The 18941-nt window shown below is 59.6% G+C and carries 21 protein-coding genes; 12 read left to right on the forward strand and 9 right to left on the reverse strand.

From position 1 onward, the window contains the following. Positions 1–124: 124 nt before the first annotated feature. Genes rpmH through yihA form a run of 4 tightly spaced genes read left to right on the forward strand, consistent with a single transcriptional unit; the run spans position 125 to position 3139 of the window. The gene (gene rpmH, locus AT6N2_RS08650; RefSeq protein ID WP_003493611.1) at positions 125–262 is read left to right on the forward strand and encodes a 50S ribosomal protein L34; all 138 of its coding nucleotides are present in this window, start codon (positions 125–127) and stop codon (positions 260–262) included. A 35-nt stretch (positions 263–297) separates the two neighbouring features. Beyond that, entirely contained in the window at positions 298–681 is a 384-nt protein-coding gene (gene rnpA / locus AT6N2_RS08655; RefSeq protein ID WP_063949568.1) for a ribonuclease P protein component, read from the forward strand. Further along, a complete protein-coding gene (gene yidC / locus AT6N2_RS08660; RefSeq protein ID WP_209085692.1) occupies positions 681–2489 on the forward strand; it encodes a membrane protein insertase YidC in 1809 nt (602 codons plus the stop codon). The genes rnpA and yidC overlap by 1 nt, the downstream gene beginning before the upstream one ends. Further along, the gene (yihA, locus tag AT6N2_RS08665; protein WP_063949566.1) at positions 2486–3139 is read left to right on the forward strand and encodes a ribosome biogenesis GTP-binding protein YihA/YsxC; all 654 of its coding nucleotides are present in this window, start codon (positions 2486–2488) and stop codon (positions 3137–3139) included. Before yidC ends, yihA begins: the two co-directional genes overlap by 4 nt. Positions 3140–3151: 12 nt before the next feature. Here yihA and AT6N2_RS08670 read toward each other — a convergent pair whose 3' ends face one another. After that, positions 3152–3529 (reverse strand): hypothetical protein, encoded by a 378-nt coding sequence (locus AT6N2_RS08670; protein ID WP_063949565.1) that lies wholly within the window; start codon positions 3527–3529, stop codon positions 3152–3154. Between the two features lie 250 nt (positions 3530–3779). On the opposite strand from AT6N2_RS08670, the gene argB reads away from it, so the two are divergent. Continuing rightward, entirely contained in the window at positions 3780–4664 is an 885-nt protein-coding gene (gene argB / locus AT6N2_RS08675) for an acetylglutamate kinase (protein WP_004439672.1), read from the forward strand. 45 nt (positions 4665–4709) lie between these two features. Here the strand turns inward: argB and AT6N2_RS08680 are convergent, their stop codons facing one another. Beyond that, positions 4710–5627 carry a DMT family transporter gene (locus AT6N2_RS08680; protein ID WP_209085694.1) on the reverse strand — a complete coding sequence of 306 codons (918 nt, stop codon included), beginning with the start codon at positions 5625–5627 and terminating at the stop codon, positions 4710–4712. Between the two features lie 107 nt (positions 5628–5734). On the opposite strand from AT6N2_RS08680, the gene AT6N2_RS08685 reads away from it, so the two are divergent. Both AT6N2_RS08685 and AT6N2_RS08690 read left to right on the forward strand, forming a co-directional pair. Then, positions 5735–6448 carry a pyrimidine 5'-nucleotidase gene (locus AT6N2_RS08685; RefSeq protein WP_209085697.1) on the forward strand — a complete coding sequence of 238 codons (714 nt, stop codon included), beginning with the start codon at positions 5735–5737 and terminating at the stop codon, positions 6446–6448. 100 nt (positions 6449–6548) lie between these two features. Further along, on the forward strand, positions 6549–7145 hold the full coding sequence (locus AT6N2_RS08690) for an EF-hand domain-containing protein (protein WP_144576038.1): 597 nt from the start codon (positions 6549–6551) through the stop codon (positions 7143–7145). A gap of 41 nt (positions 7146–7186) precedes the next feature. On the opposite strand, the gene AT6N2_RS08695 is transcribed toward AT6N2_RS08690, so the two are convergent. After that, positions 7187–7444 (reverse strand): DUF1150 family protein, encoded by a 258-nt coding sequence (locus AT6N2_RS08695; protein ID WP_006310223.1) that lies wholly within the window; start codon positions 7442–7444, stop codon positions 7187–7189. 56 nt (positions 7445–7500) lie between these two features. Continuing rightward, a complete protein-coding gene (locus tag AT6N2_RS08700) occupies positions 7501–7926 on the reverse strand; it encodes an Hsp20 family protein (protein WP_063949562.1) in 426 nt (141 codons plus the stop codon). A gap of 205 nt (positions 7927–8131) precedes the next feature. Here AT6N2_RS08700 and AT6N2_RS08705 point away from each other — a divergent pair, with 205 nt between their 5' ends. Further along, a complete protein-coding gene (locus AT6N2_RS08705) occupies positions 8132–9076 on the forward strand; it encodes a nucleoside hydrolase (RefSeq protein WP_209085700.1) in 945 nt (314 codons plus the stop codon). Between the two features lie 63 nt (positions 9077–9139). On the opposite strand, the gene AT6N2_RS08710 is transcribed toward AT6N2_RS08705, so the two are convergent. Further along, positions 9140–11470, reverse strand: a complete 2331-nt coding sequence (locus tag AT6N2_RS08710) for a methyl-accepting chemotaxis protein (RefSeq protein WP_209085717.1) — start codon at positions 11468–11470, stop codon at positions 9140–9142. Positions 11471–11637: 167 nt separating this feature from the next. After that, the gene (locus tag AT6N2_RS08715; RefSeq protein ID WP_063949810.1) at positions 11638–12498 is read right to left on the reverse strand and encodes an LOG family protein; all 861 of its coding nucleotides are present in this window, start codon (positions 12496–12498) and stop codon (positions 11638–11640) included. Positions 12499–12640: 142 nt separating this feature from the next. Between AT6N2_RS08715 and dapD the strand changes: the two genes are divergently transcribed. The 3 genes from dapD to AT6N2_RS08730 are packed head-to-tail and all read left to right on the forward strand — an operon-like array spanning position 12641 to position 15286. After that, entirely contained in the window at positions 12641–13495 is an 855-nt protein-coding gene (dapD, locus tag AT6N2_RS08720) for a 2,3,4,5-tetrahydropyridine-2,6-dicarboxylate N-succinyltransferase (RefSeq protein ID WP_063949809.1), read from the forward strand. A gap of 14 nt (positions 13496–13509) precedes the next feature. Beyond that, on the forward strand, positions 13510–14706 hold the full coding sequence (gene dapE / locus AT6N2_RS08725) for a succinyl-diaminopimelate desuccinylase (RefSeq protein WP_209085733.1): 1197 nt from the start codon (positions 13510–13512) through the stop codon (positions 14704–14706). Beyond that, on the forward strand, positions 14690–15286 hold the full coding sequence (locus tag AT6N2_RS08730) for a hypothetical protein (RefSeq protein ID WP_063949559.1): 597 nt from the start codon (positions 14690–14692) through the stop codon (positions 15284–15286). Before dapE ends, AT6N2_RS08730 begins: the two co-directional genes overlap by 17 nt. A 17-nt stretch (positions 15287–15303) precedes the next feature. On the opposite strand, the gene truA is transcribed toward AT6N2_RS08730, so the two are convergent. Genes truA through def form a run of 3 tightly spaced genes read right to left on the reverse strand, consistent with a single transcriptional unit; the run spans position 15304 to position 17597 of the window. Continuing rightward, positions 15304–16104: a tRNA pseudouridine(38-40) synthase TruA gene (gene truA, locus AT6N2_RS08735; RefSeq protein ID WP_209085738.1), complete on the reverse strand. Its 801-nt coding sequence runs from the start codon at positions 16102–16104 to the stop codon at positions 15304–15306. Continuing rightward, positions 16104–17039, reverse strand: coding sequence for a methionyl-tRNA formyltransferase (gene fmt / locus AT6N2_RS08740; protein WP_209085741.1), 936 nt, complete (start codon positions 17037–17039; stop codon positions 16104–16106). Before fmt ends, truA begins: the two co-directional genes overlap by 1 nt. A gap of 45 nt (positions 17040–17084) precedes the next feature. Beyond that, positions 17085–17597, reverse strand: a complete 513-nt coding sequence (gene def, locus AT6N2_RS08745) for a peptide deformylase (protein WP_063949556.1) — start codon at positions 17595–17597, stop codon at positions 17085–17087. A 149-nt stretch (positions 17598–17746) separates the two neighbouring features. On the opposite strand from def, the gene AT6N2_RS08750 reads away from it, so the two are divergent. Then, entirely contained in the window at positions 17747–18940 is a 1194-nt protein-coding gene (locus AT6N2_RS08750) for a DNA recombination protein RmuC (RefSeq protein WP_209085744.1), read from the forward strand. Position 18941 lies beyond the last annotated feature (1 nt).

Genomic DNA, 18941 nt, shown 5'->3' on the forward strand with positions numbered 1-18941 from the left:
CTTATAAGCCGCGCACGCTCGGCCATTGAAAGCTCGCCCAGGCGGGGTTAGCCGTGCAAAAAACGAAACGCTCTTGCAAATAATTGCAAATTCAAGAAGGGCCGCACACCGCGGTATTAAATAAATGTCGAAGCGTACTTACCAACCGTCCAAGCTTGTTCGCAAGCGTCGTCATGGTTTCCGTGCCCGCATGGCTACTGCCGGCGGCCGCAAGGTTCTCGCTGCCCGCCGTGCGCGCGGCCGCGCTCGTCTTTCGGCTTAATTGCCGATCTGTGGCCCGATGAAAGTCGCGGGCACATGAGCGAGACTAAAAAAAGCCCCGGCCGGCTTAAAAACCGGTCGGAGTTTCTTGCCGTTCAGGCGGGGGAAAAACGGCGGGGAAGCACCTTTCTTGTGGAAGTGCTTGACCGGAAAGCCCCGGAAACCGAGCCTCGTGTCGGTTTTACCGTAACAAAAAGACAAGGCAACGCGGTCGAGCGAAATCGCATGCGCCGCCGTCTCAAGGAAGCCGTCAGGCTTTCTGCCGGGGTCGCAATGAAACCCGGTCATGACTATGTGATTGTCGCCCGCCGGGACGTTCTCGACACCGCCTTTCCCAGACTTCAATCTCTCCTCATCGAGCGCATTGAAGGGACGGCGAAACCGAAACGGTCCCAGGAGACCCGCTCCAGGAAAGAATGATGGAAAAAAACCGTAATTACTTCATCGCGATAGCCCTTTCGGTTGTCATCGTCCTCGCCTGGCAATTCCTTTACATGAATCCGCGTATCGAGCAGCAGCGCCGCGCCGAAGAGGCACGCCAGGCGCAGCAGCAGACAACGCAGCAACAGCAGCAGGCTTCGGGCGCCGCACCGGCGCCGGGCGCGACCGTCGAGGGCGCTCCGCCAGCATCCGTTCCGCAGGCCGCCGCCACCGCCACCCGCGAGGAAGCGATTGCAAGAACCCAGCGTGTTGCGATCGACACCAATGCCATCGCCGGCTCCATCAACCTCACGGGCGCGCGTTTCGATGACATCCGGCTCAAGGATTACCACGAGACCGTTGATGACTCGAGCCCGATCATCACGCTGTTCTCGCCGGCGGACAGCAAGGAAGGCTACTTTACCGAACTCGGTTACGTTGCGGCGCAGGACGTCGGCGGCGTTCCCGGTCCGAGCACCGTCTGGACGCTCGCCAGCGGCGACAAGCTGACGGAGACCACGCCGGTCACGCTTACCTACACCAATTCCAAGGGCGTCATCTTCACCCGTACGGTTTCGATCGACGAGCATTACATGATCTCGGTCGCCGACAAGGTGGAAAACCCTGGACAGGCTGCGATCTCGCTTGCCAGCTACGGTCGTGTGACACGCAACAACAAACCTGCCGTCCCCCCGGTCTTCGTCATCCATGAAGGTTTCCTTGGCGTGGCCGGCAAGGATGGCAGCCTGACGGAAGAAAAATACAAGGACGTCGAAGAAGCGCCGGTGACGGTTGCGAAGGCCACCGGCGGCTGGCTCGGCATCACCGATAAATACTGGGCCGCAGCCATCGTTCCGCCGCAGACGACCCCGTTCGAGACGCGTTACTCGCACATTACCGGCAATCAGCCGAGCTATCAGGCCGACTTCAAGAGCGATGCGCTCACGGTTGAACCGGGCCAGTCCATCGAGTTGAAAAGCCTCGTCTTTGCCGGCGCCAAGGAAGTTCCGCTGGTTGACGGTTACGAGACGGCCTATGCCATTCCGAAGTTCGACCTTCTGATCGACTGGGGCTGGTTCTACTTCATCACCAAGCCGATGTTCAAACTGATGGATTTCTTCTTCCGTTATTTTGGCAACTTCGGCGTGGCCATCCTGCTCACCACCATCGTCGTCAAGGCGCTGTTCTTCCCGCTTGCCAGCAAGCAATACGCTTCCATGGCCAACATGAAGCGCGTGCAGCCGAAGATGGAAGAGCTGAAGGCCAAGCATGGCGATGACCGCATCGCCATGCAGCAGGCGATGATGCAGCTCTACAAGGAAGAGAAGATCAATCCGGTTGCCGGCTGCTGGCCAATGCTGCTGCAGATCCCGGTCTTCTTTGCGCTTTACAAGGTCATCTACGTCACCATCGAAATGCGGCATGCACCGTTCTTCGGCTGGATCCACGACCTTTCCGCGCCGGATCCGACCTCGCTGTTCAACCTGTTCGGCCTTCTGCCTTACGACGTGCCGCACTTCCTGATGATCGGCGTCTGGCCTTTGATCATGGGCATCACGATGTTCCTGCAGATGCGCATGAACCCGACACCGCCCGATCCGACACAGGCCATGATCTTCACCTGGATGCCGCTTATCTTCACCTTCATGCTGGCCTCCTTCCCGGCAGGTCTGGTCATCTACTGGGCATGGAACAACACGCTTTCCATCAGCCAGCAGGCCGTCATCATGAAGCGTCACGGCGCCAAGATCGAACTGTTCGACAATCTCAAGGGGCTGTTCAAGCGAAAGCCGGTGCAATCGAAATGAGTGACACCGGCACAGCAACCGAAAAGCCCCTGTTCGGGCGACCCTGGATTTTCATTCGCGGCGTTCCCGCGATGAAATTCCTGCCGCCCGAGGGGCCGCCGGAGATTGCATTTGCCGGTCGTTCAAATGTTGGCAAGTCCTCGCTCATCAACGCACTGGTGGGTCACAAGGGGCTTGCCCGCACCTCCAACACGCCGGGACGGACTCAGGAACTCAACTACTTCGTTCCTGACGGCTATTCCGGTGAAGCGGGTGATCTGCCGCCAATGGCGCTGGTCGACATGCCCGGCTATGGTTACGCGCAGGCTCCCAAGGATCAGGTCGATGCCTGGACCAAGCTCGTCTTCGATTATCTGCGCGGGCGGGCGACACTGAAGCGCGTCTATGTGCTGATCGATTCCCGCCACGGCGTGAAAAAAAATGACGAGGAAGTGCTGACCCTCCTCGACAAGGCGGCCGTATCCTACCAGATCGTGCTGACGAAGACGGACAAGATCAAGGAAGCTGGCGTGCCTCGGCTGATCAACGAGACACTGGAGAAAATCCGCAAGCGCCCAGCGGCCTATCCGGAGGTTCTGGCCACATCGTCGGAAAAATCCGTCGGCCTCGACAGCCTGCGGGCGGAAATCGTCAGAACCATTTCCCTTTAGAAACAGTCGCGATCAGGCGATGGTGAAAAGGAGAGCGGCGGTCCACACCATCGCCGTCAATGCCAGCAGTCGCCAGAAGCGAACAGAATTCCAGATTTCCACGAGCATCGCCCCCAACAGCGACCCGGTGCGCAACGGCTGCCCCCTGAAGGGAAGACCTTCGGCCAGCGGGTTGCGCTGGAGCAGGCTTGCCACCGCGGCCTTCTCACGATGATCGGTTTCCGCAAGATTTTCACGCCACCGCCTGACCATTGCCGCGAACTGCCGGTCGCGCTTCAGCCGCTTGGTCAGTTCCGCCATATTTTCCGGCGGGAGGGCACCCAACACAAATTTCCCGGCAAGAACCTCGTCCTGTAAGCCGCTTTGCTTGTCTTTATCGGGTGCCGGCATGTCGCTCACATCTCCTCGCGTTCAGACCCTCACGTTAAGCACGCACCATGGCCTGATTGATCCTCCCCTTCCCTTACAAGGCTGGTCCCATTGGCCGTTTATGTCAATCTCATAACAATGCTTCGGAGACTAAAAAAAGAAATTTGATCGCTGCGACACAATAAGGCCCGGAGGTTATTTCATCCGGTGAAAACTTGCTTTAGAGCGGTGACAGGCTTCAACGGCCGCAACCACAGACCGAGGTTTTTAGATGACGTCTTCCGAAAGCGAAACTCAGGCGCGGCTGCTCGCACAGGCTCTGCCTTTCATGCAGAAATACGAAAACAAGACCATCGTGGTAAAATATGGCGGTCACGCCATGGGTGATTCCACGCTCGGGAAGGCTTTCGCGGAAGACATCGCCCTTTTGAAGCAATCCGGCATCAACCCCATCGTCGTGCATGGCGGCGGTCCGCAGATCGGTGCGATGCTGAGCAAGATGGGCATTGAATCGAAGTTCGAGGGCGGCTTGCGCGTTACCGACGCCAAGACGGTCGAGATCGTTGAAATGGTTCTGGCCGGCTCGATCAACAAGGAAATCGTCGCCCTCATCAACCAGACCGGCGAATGGGCCATCGGCCTGTGCGGTAAGGATGGCAACATGGTCTTCGCCGAAAAGGCAAAAAAGACGGTGATCGACCCAGACAGCAACATCGAGCGCGTGCTCGATCTCGGTTTTGTCGGCGAAGTGGTGGAAGTCGACCGCACCCTGCTCGATCTGCTTGCCAAATCGGAGATGATTCCGGTTATCGCCCCCGTCGCGCCCGGCCGCGATGGCGCAACCTACAACATCAACGCCGATACATTTGCCGGCGCCATTGCCGGTGCGCTTCACGCCTCGCGTCTGTTGTTTCTCACGGATGTTCCCGGCGTTCTTGACAAGAACAAGGAACTCATCAAGGAACTCACCGTCTCGCAGGCCCGCGCCCTCATCAAGGACGGTACGATTTCCGGCGGCATGATCCCGAAGGTCGAGACCTGCATCGACGCCATCAAGGCCGGCGTTCAGGGTGTGGTTATCCTGAACGGCAAGACGCCCCACTCCGTTCTTCTGGAAATCTTCACCGAAGGTGCCGGCACGCTCATCGTGCCCTGATGTGCTTCAGGTGGCGGATGGCAGACCTGTCCGCCACATAGGCATTCATCCGAATGCCAGAAGCGAAAGCACCCCAACCACGATCAGCAGGCAGCCAGAGAGTTCGAGCCGGTTGATCTTCTCCTTGAAGAACAGCACGGTCGAGGCGAAAGCGAACAGCATCTCCACCTGCGCCAGGGCCTTCACCACGGCAGCCTGCTGCAGGGTCATCGCCGTGAACCAGCCGAATGAGGCCGTGGCCCCCACGAAACCGACCGCAAGCGACGGTTTCCACACCTTAACGATGCTCCGCAATTCTTCCCGCTCTCGCCAGAGAATCCAGAGAAACATCGACAGCGTTTGCATGACGATGACGACGACAAGGGTGAATCCCGCCTGCATCATCGCATCCGGGGCAGGCAGGCTCGGCGCAAGCGCCAGCGATGCCGATCGGTAGGCGACCGATGACAGGCCGAAGAAGGCACCCGAGGCAAGACCAATACCCGCCGTTCGGCTAAAGATCGAGGTGAGGAAAGATGTTGGCGTCACTTCCGTGCGCGCCACGGAAATCAGCATGACGCCGGCGACCGAAATCGCTATCGCCGCCAATGTACCGCCCGTGACGCTTTCGCCGATGAAGATGAGAGCAAACAGCGCCGCCTGTGCCGGCTCCGTGCGTGAATAAGCCGTTCCCACTGCGAAATTGCGGAAAGAGAACAGGTGCACCAGCAGGAATGTGGCGGCGATCTGCGCCATGGCCCCGACCGTCGCCCAGAGGGCAAACGACATGTTGGGCGCCGGCAGCGGGCGGCCAAGCCCCAGGTGCAGAAATACTAGATAGGCGAGAGCGAAAGGCATGCCGAACACGAAGCGCACAAAGGTCGCGCCCGTCGTGCCCATCATGCCCTTCAGGTGCTTTTGCAATGTCGAGCGCAGGTTCTGCAGGAACGCGCTCGCGAAAGTAATGCCTATCCAGAGTTCCATGGATTTGGCGGTACCATGCGCGCAAGCGCACAGCCAAGTGCGATTATCTGCGCAATCGTCGCCTTTTTCGATTTTCTTCGGCATTTGAAACAGGCATAAAGCAGCGCATGGATACAAAGCCGAAAAACCTGCCCGACGCAGCCGATTTCGCCCACGTCAGCGAATGGGTCTTCGATCTCGACAACACGCTCTATCCGCATCACGTCAATCTGTTTTCCCAGATCGACCGCAACATGACGGCCTATGTGGCCGAGCTCCTGAAGCTCGACCCCGAAGAAGCCCGCGTCTTGCAGAAGCGTTATTATCACGACCATGGCACGACGTTGCAGGGCTTGATGATCAATTATGGTATCAGCCCCGACGAGTTTCTGGAACGTGCCCATGCCATCGACTATTCGGCGCTGAAACCACATCCGGAACTGGGTGAAGCCATCAAGGCTCTGCCAGGCCGAAAGTTCATCCTCACCAATGGCAGCGTCAAACATGCGCAGGCCGCCGCCGGTGCGCTCGGCATTCTCGATCATTTCGAGGACATCTTCGATATCGTCGCCGCGGACTACCTGCCGAAACCGGCAAGTGCGACCTATGAGAAATTCGCAGCGCTTACAAAACTGGATACAAAAAAGGCTGCGATGTTCGAGGATTTGCCGCGCAATCTGGCGGCCCCGAAGGCCCTCGGCATGAAGACCGTGCTGCTCGTACCCTCCAATCTCGAGGGCGTCATCATGGAACGCTGGGAAATTCCTGCCGTGACGGATGAGCATATCGACTACATTACCGACGACCTTACCGGTTTCCTGAACAGGGCGATTGCTCGCTGAACCTTCAACATTACCGAAGCTTCATCCACCTTACGGATGTTTAAGTGGTGGGGCCTGCCGCACGTCATTATCTTTTCTTCAGGGACACCAAAGAAAGGTAATGACGATGACCACACGCAAAATCGCCTTGTCTGCTCTTGGCGCAGCCCTTTTGCTGAGCACTGCCGCAACGGCCAGTTTTGCAGCGCCCGGCAAGGGCCACAAGGATCGCATGCCGATCCGGCCGGAAGCGGCTTTCGTGCACCTCTTGAAGGTGGCCGACACCAATAAGGACGGCAAGATTACGAAGGAAGAGTTCGTCGCCCGCCAGGATGCGCTTTTCGCTGAGATCGACAAGGACAAGGACGGCTCGATTACGCCTAAGGAAATGCGCGAATATCGCAAGGCGAAGATGGAAGCTTTCCGCGCCGCCAACCCGCGCCCTGAGCGGGAAGACGCCAAGGCGGATGAGGCCAACGCCCGCGAGGGCAAACGCGCCGAGCGCGATCACGGCGGCCGTTCCGGTCATCAGGGCTGGGGCCGGCACGGCGGCAAGGGTGGCGGCTTGGGAATGATCCGCTGGGCCGATACCGACGAGAACGGTCAGGTCAGCAAAGCGGAATTCACCGCAGCCGGCGAAAAGATGTTCGAGCGGCTCGACCGGAACAAGGATGGCGTCATCTCCATAGATGACATGCCGGACCGCCCCTTCCTCTAATCCAAAAGAGCAGAAAGCCCGCTCAACAGGCGGGCTTTTTCCTAATGCAGACTGACTGTTTTAAGATCGTCTTCCGCCGCCTTGAAAAAGGTGCTCGAGCGATTGTCTGTGAGGAGAATGGGTGTCCCATCCGCGCCGAACAAGGCCCAGAGATCGAGTTGCGGATCAAGATCGGGCGCTTCGGGAAAACAGCGGCTAACTTCTTCTGCACGGATCTTGCGGATATATCCCACTTCTCCTTCGCCAATATGAGCGAGCTGGGACTGCGTGAGACGCGCATGCGCTTCTTTTAAAAGCATATTTCAGCCTCCTTCTTCACGCCGAGCGATTCGTGTCCGATTCCGGCGTTCATGGTCTACTCTGAGACGGAAATATTAATTTTCTTTACCACGTTTGAAATTTCGGGCCGGACCAGATCGATGGAAAGAAGACCGTTGCGCAGCCGCGCTTCCCGCACCTGCATGCCATCGGCAAGCACGAAGACCCGCTGGAATTGCCGCGCTGCAATGCCCCGATAGAGAAAATCCCGCTTCTCCTGTTCCTGCTGACGACCCCGGATGACGAGCTGGTTGTCCGCCGTCGTCACGTCAAGATCATCCTGCGAAAAGCCGGCCACCGCGATGGTGATCCGCAGGCGCTCGGGGATATCGTCGCTGCCGGGCAGACGCTCGATGTTATAGGGAGGATAGCCGTCATTGGCCTTCGCCATGCGCTCCAGCGTTTTTTCCATGGCATCAAAACCCAGCAAAAGCGGGTGGGTGAATGGCGTCATGCGGCTCATATTTCTTCTGTCCTTGCAACCAAGCGACGTTTCGCGGCCCCGCTTCCGGCGGCCCGCCGGTCAATCGCACCGGCTCCAGCAATATGGGAAGCCGCCCCGCGTTGCGCAAGTCACAAGGGGCGGCAGCGGCCCGCGGGCGGAATGAGGCTTGACAAGTAAGCATCCGCCGCTCGAAAAAAGCGCTCATCTCAACGGCGGGCAAGACATGGCAGAACGCAGAAAAATCATCATCGACACCGATCCCGGGCAGGACGACGCAGCGGCGATCATGCTGGCCTTCGGCAGCCCTGACGAAATAGACATTCTCGGACTGTGCGCCGTTGCCGGCAATGTTCCCTTGAAGCTGACCAGTCGTAACATTCGCATCATCTGCGAATTGTGCGGCCGCACCGACATTCCCGTTTACGAGGGCGCGGAAAAGCCGCTGGTGCGCAAGCCCATCACCGCCGAACATGTGCACGGCAGCACCGGCCTCAATGGCCCGGTCCTCGACGAACCGACCATGGAGGCACAGAAGCAGCATGCGGTCGATTTCATCATCGAAACCGTAATGCGGGAGCCCGAGGGCACCGTGACGCTCTGCACTCTCGGCGCCTTGACCAACGTGGCGCTGGCGCTTCTCAAGGCACCGGAGATCGCTGATCGCGTCAAGGAACTGGTGATGATGGGCGGCGGCTTCTTCGAGGGCGGCAACATCACGCCCGCGGCGGAATTCAACATCTATGTGGATCCGCAGGCCGCAGATATCGTCTTCCGCTCCGGCATGCCCATCGTCATGATGCCGCTCGATGTCACGCATCAGTTGCTGACGACCAAGGCGCGCGTCAGCCGCATTCGCGACATCGGCACGCGCCCTGCCATCGCCATGGCGGAAATGCTGGAGTTTTTCGAGCGTTTCGACATCGAGAAATATGGTTCGGATGGCGGCCCGCTGCATGATCCGAGCGTCATTGCCTATCTCCTCAAGCCCAAACTGTTTGAAGGCCGCGAGTGCAATGTCGAGATCGAGGTCCTTTCTGAACTCACCATGGGCATGACCGTGGTGGACTGGTGGCGGGTAACGGACCGACCGGCCAATGCCCGTGTGATGCGCCATGTGGATGCAGACGGTTTCTTCGAGTTGCTGACGGAACGTTTCGCCCGTCTTTGACGGAATCAAAAAGGGCCGCTGGCGATACCAGCGGCCCGTTTCAGTTTGAGCGGCAACTGCCGATCAGAACTCCGTCCAGTCATCCTGCGCCAGTGCATTCGCGCCGCTCGTTCTGGGGCGGGCAAGGGGCGCGGCCGGACGGGCAGACGTCTGGGTAGCGGTCGACGCGCGCATCGCTGCAGCGGCGGCGCGCAATTGCTGGCTGGGCTGACTGCCCGAAACCATAAAACCAGCGACGAGCGACTTCAGCGTTTCGGCCTCGCTGTTCAGCGTCACGCTGGCCGCCGTGGTTTCTTCCACCATCGCAGCGTTCTGCTGTGTGACCTGGTCCATCTGGGTAACGGCAGAGTTGATCTCCTTCAGACCGACAGCCTGCTCGCTGGCGGAGGCGGAGATCTGGCGTATCAGCTGGTTGATCTGCAGGACCTGATCGGCGATCCTCTTCATCGTCTCACCAGCCTTGCCGACCAGTTGAACACCCTCGCCCACCTGGGTGGCCGACGTGTTGATGAGCCCCTTGATCTCCTTGGCGGCAGTTGCGGAACGTTGCGCCAGTTCACGCACTTCCTGCGCCACGACCGCAAAGCCTTTGCCGGCATCCCCGGCGCGTGCAGCCTCCACACCGGCATTCAGCGCGAGAAGGTTTGTCTGGAAGGCGATCTCGTCGATCACCCCGATGATACGGGAGATTTCCGCCGAAGATTGCGCAATGCCCTGCATGGAGGTGACGGCCTGCTGCACGACCTCGCCAGACTTACCGGCGTCGTCGCAGGCATGGCTGACGGCGCCGGCTGCCTCTGCGGCATTCTCCGCACTGGAATTGACCTGTGCGGTCAGCTCATTAAGTGCGGCAGCGGTTTCTTCGAGGCTGGCGGCCTGCTGTTCCGTGCGATGCGAGAGATCGCTAGCTGCGCGGGTGATCTCGCCCGTGCCGTTGCCAATGCTGACGACGGTGGCGTTGACCGTGGAAACCGTTTCCTCGAGGCTGGCGAGCGCCGAGTTGAAATCCTCCCGCAGCTTTGCGTATTCGCCGGGGAACTCCTCTTGAATGCGGTAGGTCAGATTGCCCTGCGACAGAGCATTCAGACCGGAGCCGAGAACGCTGACGATGTGCTGCTGCATGCGGCTGTTTTCATTGCGCTCGAATTCAGAGCGCTGGCGTTCCGTCTCGGCGTGACCACGCTGGGCGTCGGCTTCTGCCTCCATCTCACGAATGCCCGCGAGCTTGGCGCGGAAACCTTCAAGCGCAGTCGCAACCGAACCCGTTTCATCCTGACGGTCCTGACCGGAAACAGTCACATCGTAACGACCGTCGCTGAGCGTCCTGACGTCTGCGACGAGAGACGCAAGCGGGTTACGAACGAAATAGCGGACGGCAAAATAAAGCGCTGCGATGACGGCGGCAAGAATGACGATCGCGCCGATGATCATCAGATAAGTCTGCTCCTGGACCGGTGCATTCAAGGCCTGATGGGGAATATCGATAAGAACGACCCAGGTGGCGTTAAGACCCGGAACGGCGAATGGGAAAACGAGACGGTTGTAAGGCGCGTCGGTATCGAGCCCGAGATTTTCGATGAGACCCTGCTTGCCGGAGGCAATCGCGGTCTGGACCGTGGTTGCGCCTTCTCCGTCATAGGCTTTCATATTCTGCTCGGGCGTCGGCGGAACCAGCCACTGGCCGCCCTGAGAAACGAGCGTCACCCGACCGGTTTCGAAAGGATGCAGGGCCTGCAGCTTCTGGGTAAGCGATGCGAGCGAAATATCGACACCTGCCACGCCGATCATCTTTCCATCAGACATGACGGGATAGGCAAGCGACGTCATCGTGGTCGGCACTTCCGTGCCTTGCGCAAGATAAGGCTGCGTGATCGCGCCCTTACCGGTTTTGGCTGCGAGCGCATACCATTCCGCAGCGTAGTCATTATCAAAAGTCGAGTACTGAATATCGCCCTTCTGTGTCTTGGACCAGTAAGGGGCAAACGCGCCTTTCGCATTGGTTCCGAGATCCAGCCTGCCCGCAATCTCCGTCGACTGGCCATCGAAAAGGCCGAGCTGCTCGCAGAACCAGCTACCGAAGGCGAAGGCGTTTTGTTCGACATTCGCCTTGAGGATGTTGACGATGCCCGGGCGATCCATCGATTTTGCCTGATGCGCCCGGCCGATCACACCCGCCATGGAGCGCGCCGCGCTGCCGAGTTCGCCGACATCCGCGGCGATGACATTGGCGATGGCCCGGGCTTCCGTATTGGCCTGATCCATGGTCAGCGCATGGACGCGCTCGCTTGTCTGGAAGATGAGGAAGGAATTGGATGCAACGAGAACCGTGGTAATGGCACAGCCGGTCACGAGGATGAGTTTGGTCGCGAGCGACTTCACTTTGAGATTGAACATTTCGGCCCCAATGGAGATCGTCAACCCGAAAGAGCTGACGTAAACGGATGACAATCTCCGTCATGGAGGCCCGTCCGCAACGGACAGTGCGCTGCAGCGCGACGAGGCAAAATTAGAATATGATTGCTAATTAAGACCTAATATTACTTCGTCGCGCCGCGCTTTCTTCAGTGCTCGTAGTAGTCAGCGATGATCTTCCAGGCGTCATCCGCCGTTTCGGCAAAGTGCAGGAGATCCATATCTTCTGGAGCAATGGTGCCGAAATCCGCCAGGAACTCGAAATTGACGACGGAACGCCAGAATTTTTCGCCAAAAAGAATGAGCGGAATGGGCGCCATGCGCTTGGTCTGGATCAGCGTCAAGGCTTCGAAAAGCTCATCAAGCGTGCCGAACCCGCCGGGGAACACCACAACGGCCTTTGCCCGCATGAGGAAATGCATTTTCCGGATGGCGAAATAATGGAAGTTGAAGCTCAGCTCCGGCGTCACATAGGCGTTGGGTGCCTGCTCATGCGGCAAAACGATATTCAGCCCGATGGAGGGGCCACCTGCATCCATGGCGCCGCGATTGCCCGCCTCCATGACGCCGGGACCGCCACCGGTGACCACGACATATTCCAGGTGATCGGATTTCGCCGCATAATCCGTGCAGAGGTGAGCAAATTTGCGCGCCTCATCATAATAGACCGAGGATTGCTCCAGATTGCGCTTCTGCGTTTCGTTACGCGCCGCCCAGGCCGCACCGCCGGGTTCTGGAATGCGCGCGCCGCCGAACATCACGACCGTGGATTTGATGCCGCGCTCGCTGAGCGCCATTTCGGTCTTCAAAAGCTCAAGCTGGAGTCTGACGGGGCGCAACTCTTCACGGCATAGGAAATCCGTGTCCACGTAAGCGAGGCGATAGGAGGGGGAATCCGACTGCGGTGTTTTTGGCACGACCTCGGCCTGCTGCTTGTCTACAGCGCTGCGCTTCAAAGGATCCCAGACCCCGTCCTTGCGCCGCAACTTGCCGTTTTTCAGTCGTGCCATTTCCATGCCTTTCGTCTGAAGCGCCAAATCACCCAAATCACATTGACGCCTTTCCAACACTCCCTTAGATCAAATGGCCAAAGCCTTCCAGCGGCGCGGGCCTTCCGTGACCAGACCACACGCGACATTCAAGGAATTTTCCATGAGCCTTACGGATCTCTCTTCCCTCGAAACCATCATCGAAACCGCCTTCGACAACCGCGATGGCGTGAATGTATCGACGAAGGGCGAGGTTCGCGACGCCGTGGACACATCACTTCAACTTCTCGACAGCGGTGAGGCGCGCGTGGCCGAGAAGCAGGCTGACGGAAGCTGGAAGGTGAACCAGTGGCTGAAAAAGGCCGTTCTTCTCTCCTTCCGCCTGAACGACATGGAAATCGTGACCGGTGGGCCGGGCGAAGCCACCTGGTGGGACAAGGTGCCGTCGAAGTTCGAAAACTGGGGTGAAAACCAGTTCCGCGCTGCCGGCTTCCGCGCGGTGCCGAACGCCGTCGTCCGCCGCTCGGCTTACGTCGCCAAGAACGTGGTGCTGATGCCTTCCTTCGTCAATCTCGGCGCCTATGTCGATGAAGGCACCATGGTCGATACCTGGGCAACGGTCGGCTCCTGCGCGCAGATCGGCAAGAATGTGCACCTCTCCGGCGGCGTCGGGATCGGCGGCGTTCTGGAGCCGCTGCAGGCGGGCCCGACCATCATCGAGGACAATTGCTTCATCGGCGCCCGTTCGGAAGTCGTTGAAGGCTGCATCGTGCGCGAGGGCGCTGTTCTCGGCATGGGCGTCTTCATCGGCAAGTCCACCAAGATCGTTGACCGCGCCACCGGCGAAATCACCTATGGCGAGGTTCCGCCCTATTCCGTCGTCGTCGCCGGCACCATGCCGGGCAAGCCGTTCCCGAATGGCGAGCCGGGTCCCAGCCTCTATTGCGCCGTGATCGTCAAGCGCGTCGATGAGAAGACCCGCTCCAAGACGGGCATCAACGAGCTGCTGCGCGACTGATAAAAGCTGATACCATGACCACGACCGATCCCGTTGCCAATCTCGCCGCCCTTATCCGTTGCCCTTCGGTGACGCCTGCGGAAGGCGGTGCGCTTTCCTTGCTCGACTCCTTGCTTTCGCCGCTTGGCTTCAAGGTGGACAGGATGGTCGCCAGCGAGGCGGGAACGCCCGACGTGGAAAACCTTTATGCCCGGCTCGGCACTGAAGGTCCGCATCTGATGTTTGCGGGCCATACGGATGTCGTGCCTGTGGGCGACGAGGCCGCATGGAGCCATCCGCCCTTCTCGGCGGCAATTGCCAGTGGCGAAATGTACGGCCGCGGCGCGGTAGACATGAAAGGCGGCATCGCCTGTTTCGTGGCCGCCATCGCCCGCCATATCGAAAAGCATGGCAAACCTGGGGGCTCCGTTTCCTTCCTGATCACCGGTGACGAAGAGGGCCCGTCGATCAACGGCACGTCCAAACTTCTGGAATGGGCTGCTGCAAGGGGCGAGACGTGGGATGCCTGCGTTGTGGGCGAACCCACCAACCCCGACCAGTTGGGCGACATGATCAAGATCGGCCGCCGCGGCTCGCTTTCCGGCCGCATCACGGTCCATGGTGTGCAGGGCCATGCTGCCTATCCGCATCTTGCCGACAACCCCATCCGTGGTCTTCTGCAGTTGACGCATGCGCTGATGCATCCGCCCTTTGACCACGGCACGGATGATTTCCAGCCTTCCAATCTTGAAGTGACGACTGTTGACACCGGCAATGCCGCGACCAATGTCATCCCGGCGCGGGCGACGGCGGCCTTTAACATCCGTTTTAACGACACCTGGACCGCAGAGACCCTTCGGGCGGAAATCATCCGCCGCCTCGATGCCGCCGCAGCGGAAGGCGAGCTCCGCCCCGACCGCGCCCCGGTCAAATACGAACTCGTCTGGGCAGATCGTCCGAGCCATGTGTTCCTGACACGGAACAACGCGCTCATCTCATCGCTGTCAGGCGCGGTTGAAACCGTCACCGGCAAGGAGCCGAAGCTTTCGACCACCGGCGGCACTTCGGATGCGCGCTTCATCAAGGATTATTGCCCTGTCGTGGAGTTCGGTCTCGTCGGGCAGACCATGCATATGGTCGATGAGCGCGTGGCCGTTGCCGATCTCGAAACGCTGACGCGCATCTACGAGACCTTTATCGAACGCTGGTTCGCCCATGCCGACGGTAAGTGAAGTCAGGCTTTATCTGACGGGCCTGTGGCTGCTGCTCATCGGCGACCACAATGGCGCGCGATATCTTGACCTCAGCGATCGCGGCATGTGGCGATCCTTTTATTCCGCGCTCTGGTGCCTGCCAGCCATGCTGGTTTCCTGGCTATGGCTGCGAGCAGCGTTTCTCGCGAGCTACCCGCCGGGAACCGGAACTGGCCTCATCTTCTTCTTCCGGCTGGCCATGGTCGAAGCGATCTGCTGGATCGTGCCGCTGCTTCTGACGGGCATGTTGCTATATGTTTTCGGTGCACGCGAGAAATTCGCGCCGCTCGTAACGACCATGAACTGGTTGTCCCTGCCCTTTTCATACGCTTACGCCGTTCTGATCCTGATTGCGTTCTTCCTACCGCCGTTGCAGGGGTTGATCGCGATTTTGTGGCTGGCGCTGCTTCTGTCGCTGGTCTTCGCCTTTTCACGGATCGTCAGATTCTTCATCCGCGACCAGATGCTGCTCGTCTCGGCAATCGTCATGACGTTGCTGGTGCCCGCCATGCTGCTCTCGGAAGCATTGCAGCGTTTTCTAGGCGTCTACCCCGCCTGAGCGGCGACACGCTCGCCTCAGCCCTCATCTTCCACAACGTCAGCGTCGAGACGACGGCGCGGGGGAATGACGTCGGGATAATCGACCTGCATGAAATAAAGACCGTCAGGCGGCGCCACCGGGCCGCAGGCCTTGCGATCCCGCGCCTCCAGTGCAGCACGCACGTCGTTCGGGGTCATGCCGCCTTCGCCCGCCAGCTTCAGCGTGCCAGCAAAGGAGCGGATCTGGTTATGCAGGAAGCTTTGCGCGGTGGCACGAATCTCAATGAGATCGCGGTTGCGCGTCACGTCCAGCCGGTCGAGCGTGCGCACGGGGCTGTTCGCCTGGCAATGGACTGAGCGAAAGGTCGTGAAATCATGCCGGCCGACCAGCATCTGCGCGGCCTCATGCATGCGCTCGTGGTCCAAGTCCTTCGGCACCCACCAAGCCCGCTTGTGCTCCAGCGCCAGTCGGGCCTTGCGGCAAATGATGCGGTAGAGATAGTGCCGACGAAGGGCGGAGAAACGGGCGTCAAAATCCTCGGTCACAGCGGCAGCATCGAGCACGGCCACGGCCTCACCCGCCATGGCGAGATGCGCGTTCAAGGCATTGCGGAGCTTGTAGGGCTCCCAGTCTCGCGAGAGATCGACGTGAACGACCTGGCCAACGGCATGCACGCCGGAATCGGTGCGGCCAGCGCCGCGGATGGAAACGCTCTCGCCGGTCAGCGACCGAACCGCAGCCTCCAGAGCACCCTGAACCGAGGGGCCGTTTTCCTGCCTCTGCCAGCCATAATAGGGCGTGCCGTCATATTCGACGGTCATGCGGAAGCGTGGCATCAGCCGAGCCTCGTGGTGGCGGGAACCGGCGTGCCGCGCACGAAATCAGCGGCCGACATCGGCTTGCCGCCCGCTTTCTGCAAACGGGTGAGCCGCACGGCGCCGCTGCCGCAGGCAATGGTGAGTACGTCATCCAATGCGCTGCCTGCCTCGCCCATACCGCTCGCCAGCTCGGAGGCCAGTACCTTGACGCGCTCGGGCTTGCCGCCGATCTCCATCTCCAGCCATGCGCCGGGAAACGGCGAAAGGCCACGAATATGATTATGCACATCCTGCGCCGGCCTTGAAAAATCGATGCGGGTCTCACCCTTGTCGATCTTTGCGGCGTAGAGCACGCCCTCCTCCGCCTGTGTGACGAGGGGCAGCTCATCTGCTTCCAGCTTGTCCATCGCCTGACGCATCAACCGAGCGCCTGTCAGCATCAGGCTGTCATGCAGCTCGCCGGCCGTCATATTTTCGTCAATCGCCACCTTTGCGGTGAGCGCGACAGGGCCGGTATCGAGCCCCTTTTCCATCTTCATGACCATCATGCCGGTTTCGGTGTCGCCGGCCATGATCGCCCGCTGGATGGGGGCAGCACCGCGCCAGCGCGGAAGCAGCGAGGCGTGACCATTGTAGCAGCCAAGACGCGTGCCGGAGAGAATCGCCTCGGGTAGCAGCAGTCCGTAAGCCACGACAACAGCTACATCGGCGTTGAAGTCCCGGAACTGCTCGCGATCCTCATCGGCTTTGAAATTTACGGGTGTGAACACAGGCAAACCCAGCAGTTCCGCAGCCTGATGCACCGGCGATTTCTGCAGATCAAGGCCGCGACGGCCGCCGGGACGCGGCGGCTGGGTGTAGACGGCGGCGATCTCATGACCAGCTTCCACCAGTGCACGCAACGTCGGAACGGAAAATTCCGGCGTGCCCATGAATATGATGCGAAGAGCCATGATCGCCCCCTGCCCTGTCTTCCGCCCGGTCAGCTGTGTGCCGGATCAGACTTTTGCGCGGGCTGCTTTCGTGAATTTCTTGATGACCATGTCACGCTTCAATCGCGAAATATGGTCGATGAACAGAACACCATTCAGGTGATCGATCTCGTGCTGGAGACAGGTTGCGAGCAGGCCGTCCGCCTCGACCGTCTGCTGCTTGCCGTCACGCCCGACATACTGCACGGTGAGGGACGCGGGGCGCTCCACTTCGGCGTAATAATCGGGAATCGAGAGACAGCCTTCCTCATAGGTGGAGATATCGTCCGAAACCTTGAGGATTTCCGGATTGATGAAGACGATCGGGTTCTTTTCTTCGCCTTCACGCGCAACATCGATCACCAGCATCCGGCGCGGCACGCCGATCTGGATAGCAGCAAGCCCGATCCCCGGTGCATCATACATGGTTTCAAGCATGTCGTCGGCAAGACGCAGCACCTCGGCATCCACCTGTTCGATGGGCTTGGATTGCTGGCGCAGCACGGGATCGGGCAAAATGATAAGCGGTTTGATGGTCATGGCTTCCCATAACGTATCTCTCGCGCAGAGGAAATAAAAAACACGACGATGAAAAGGGCGGGCGGCATCCGCTCTGCTGGACTCATTTCCGCCGCAGGAATGTTCTTGGTTTGATCTTACGAATCATCGGAAATCTGCTAGATTTAGTCATGAGCATAGACTTCTCCATTCTCCTTGAGCCCGCGCTTCGGGCCGGCTCCGTCGATATCAGCTTCGGCGCGCTGCTTGCTGCGGTGGTTTTCGGCCTCGCGGTGACCTGGCTTGTGACGACAAACCGGTCGAAAAAGGCGGGAGCCGATGGTGAAATCTCTGATCTCCTGAAAACCCAGTCCGAATTGCATGGACGCATCGCGGCTATGGCGGAAACGCTTGGCACGCGCCAGAGCGAGATGAGCCAGACGCTCAACCAGCGGCTTGATGGCATGTCGCAGCGTCTTGGCGAAACGCTGACGGAGCAGACCAGGTCGACCCATGAGAATCTAAGCCGCCTGCAGGAGCGCCTCGCGGTCATCGATGCCGCGCAGGGCAATATTCAGGATCTGGCCAAGGACGTGGTCGGGCTTCAGGCGATACTTTCCAACAAGCAGACACGCGGAGCCTTCGGACAGGCACGGATGGAGACCCTGATCGCCGACGCCCTGCCGCCGGGCGCCTTCCAGCTGCAGCCGACGCTTTCGAACGGTTATCGGCCCGACTGCACCATCAAGATGCCGAACAACGCGCCGCCGCTCGTCATCGACGCGAAGTTCCCGCTGGAAGCCTGGAACGCCATCAAGGCGGACGAGACGCCTGAAACCAAACGCGCCGCCGTGCAGCAGTTCCGCCGGGACATGGAAGTGCATATTCGCGATGTCGCCGAGAAATATCTCATTCGTGGGGAAACCCAGGATACGGCGTTCATCTTCGTGCCGTCCGAGTCCATCTTTGCCGATATCCATCAGCATTTCGAATATCTGGTACAGCGCGCCCACCGCGCCCGGGTGGTCATCGTTTCGCCATCGCTGCTGATGCTCTCGGTACAGGTCATCCAGTCCGTGCTCAAAGATCAGCGCATGCGCGAACAGGCGCATCTCATTCAGGGTGAAGTGGCGCTGCTCATGGACGATGTGCGGCGGCTGGACGATCGGACGCGCAAGCTGCAAGCCCATTTCGGGCTTGCGCAGAAGGACGTCGACATGATGCTCATCTCCTCTGACAAGGTATTGGCGCGCGGACAGAAAATCGAGGGCCTCGATTTCTCCCCAACGGAAAAAGACGCGCCGCATGGAGAAATCGACCAGGCCCGGCGCTTTGCGGAAAACCGAGCCGGTGCGGCCAAATTGCGGGTAGTTGACGACGAGTGAT

The organism is Agrobacterium tumefaciens, from assembly GCF_017726655.1.
GTDB lineage: Bacteria > Pseudomonadota > Alphaproteobacteria > Rhizobiales > Rhizobiaceae > Agrobacterium > Agrobacterium tumefaciens_B.

Coding starts and splice junctions, on each gene's coding strand:
- rpmH (WP_003493611.1), top strand. CDS start 125: ATGTCGAAGCGTACTTACCAACCGTCCAAGCTTGTTCGCAAGCGTCGT.
- rnpA (WP_063949568.1), top strand. CDS start 298: ATGAGCGAGACTAAAAAAAGCCCCGGCCGGCTTAAAAACCGGTCGGAG.
- yidC (WP_209085692.1), top strand. CDS start 681: ATGGAAAAAAACCGTAATTACTTCATCGCGATAGCCCTTTCGGTTGTC.
- yihA (WP_063949566.1), top strand. CDS start 2,486: ATGAGTGACACCGGCACAGCAACCGAAAAGCCCCTGTTCGGGCGACCC.
- AT6N2_RS08670 (WP_063949565.1), bottom strand. CDS start 3,529: ATGCCGGCACCCGATAAAGACAAGCAAAGCGGCTTACAGGACGAGGTT.
- argB (WP_004439672.1), top strand. CDS start 3,780: ATGACGTCTTCCGAAAGCGAAACTCAGGCGCGGCTGCTCGCACAGGCT.
- AT6N2_RS08680 (WP_209085694.1), bottom strand. CDS start 5,627: ATGGAACTCTGGATAGGCATTACTTTCGCGAGCGCGTTCCTGCAGAAC.
- AT6N2_RS08685 (WP_209085697.1), top strand. CDS start 5,735: ATGGATACAAAGCCGAAAAACCTGCCCGACGCAGCCGATTTCGCCCAC.
- AT6N2_RS08690 (WP_144576038.1), top strand. CDS start 6,549: ATGACGATGACCACACGCAAAATCGCCTTGTCTGCTCTTGGCGCAGCC.
- AT6N2_RS08695 (WP_006310223.1), bottom strand. CDS start 7,444: ATGCTTTTAAAAGAAGCGCATGCGCGTCTCACGCAGTCCCAGCTCGCT.
- AT6N2_RS08700 (WP_063949562.1), bottom strand. CDS start 7,926: ATGAGCCGCATGACGCCATTCACCCACCCGCTTTTGCTGGGTTTTGAT.
- AT6N2_RS08705 (WP_209085700.1), top strand. CDS start 8,132: ATGGCAGAACGCAGAAAAATCATCATCGACACCGATCCCGGGCAGGAC.
- AT6N2_RS08710 (WP_209085717.1), bottom strand. CDS start 11,470: ATGTTCAATCTCAAAGTGAAGTCGCTCGCGACCAAACTCATCCTCGTG.
- AT6N2_RS08715 (WP_063949810.1), bottom strand. CDS start 12,498: ATGGCACGACTGAAAAACGGCAAGTTGCGGCGCAAGGACGGGGTCTGG.
- dapD (WP_063949809.1), top strand. CDS start 12,641: ATGAGCCTTACGGATCTCTCTTCCCTCGAAACCATCATCGAAACCGCC.
- dapE (WP_209085733.1), top strand. CDS start 13,510: ATGACCACGACCGATCCCGTTGCCAATCTCGCCGCCCTTATCCGTTGC.
- AT6N2_RS08730 (WP_063949559.1), top strand. CDS start 14,690: ATGCCGACGGTAAGTGAAGTCAGGCTTTATCTGACGGGCCTGTGGCTG.
- truA (WP_209085738.1), bottom strand. CDS start 16,104: ATGCCACGCTTCCGCATGACCGTCGAATATGACGGCACGCCCTATTAT.
- fmt (WP_209085741.1), bottom strand. CDS start 17,039: ATGGCTCTTCGCATCATATTCATGGGCACGCCGGAATTTTCCGTTCCG.
- def (WP_063949556.1), bottom strand. CDS start 17,597: ATGACCATCAAACCGCTTATCATTTTGCCCGATCCCGTGCTGCGCCAG.
- AT6N2_RS08750 (WP_209085744.1), top strand. CDS start 17,747: ATGAGCATAGACTTCTCCATTCTCCTTGAGCCCGCGCTTCGGGCCGGC.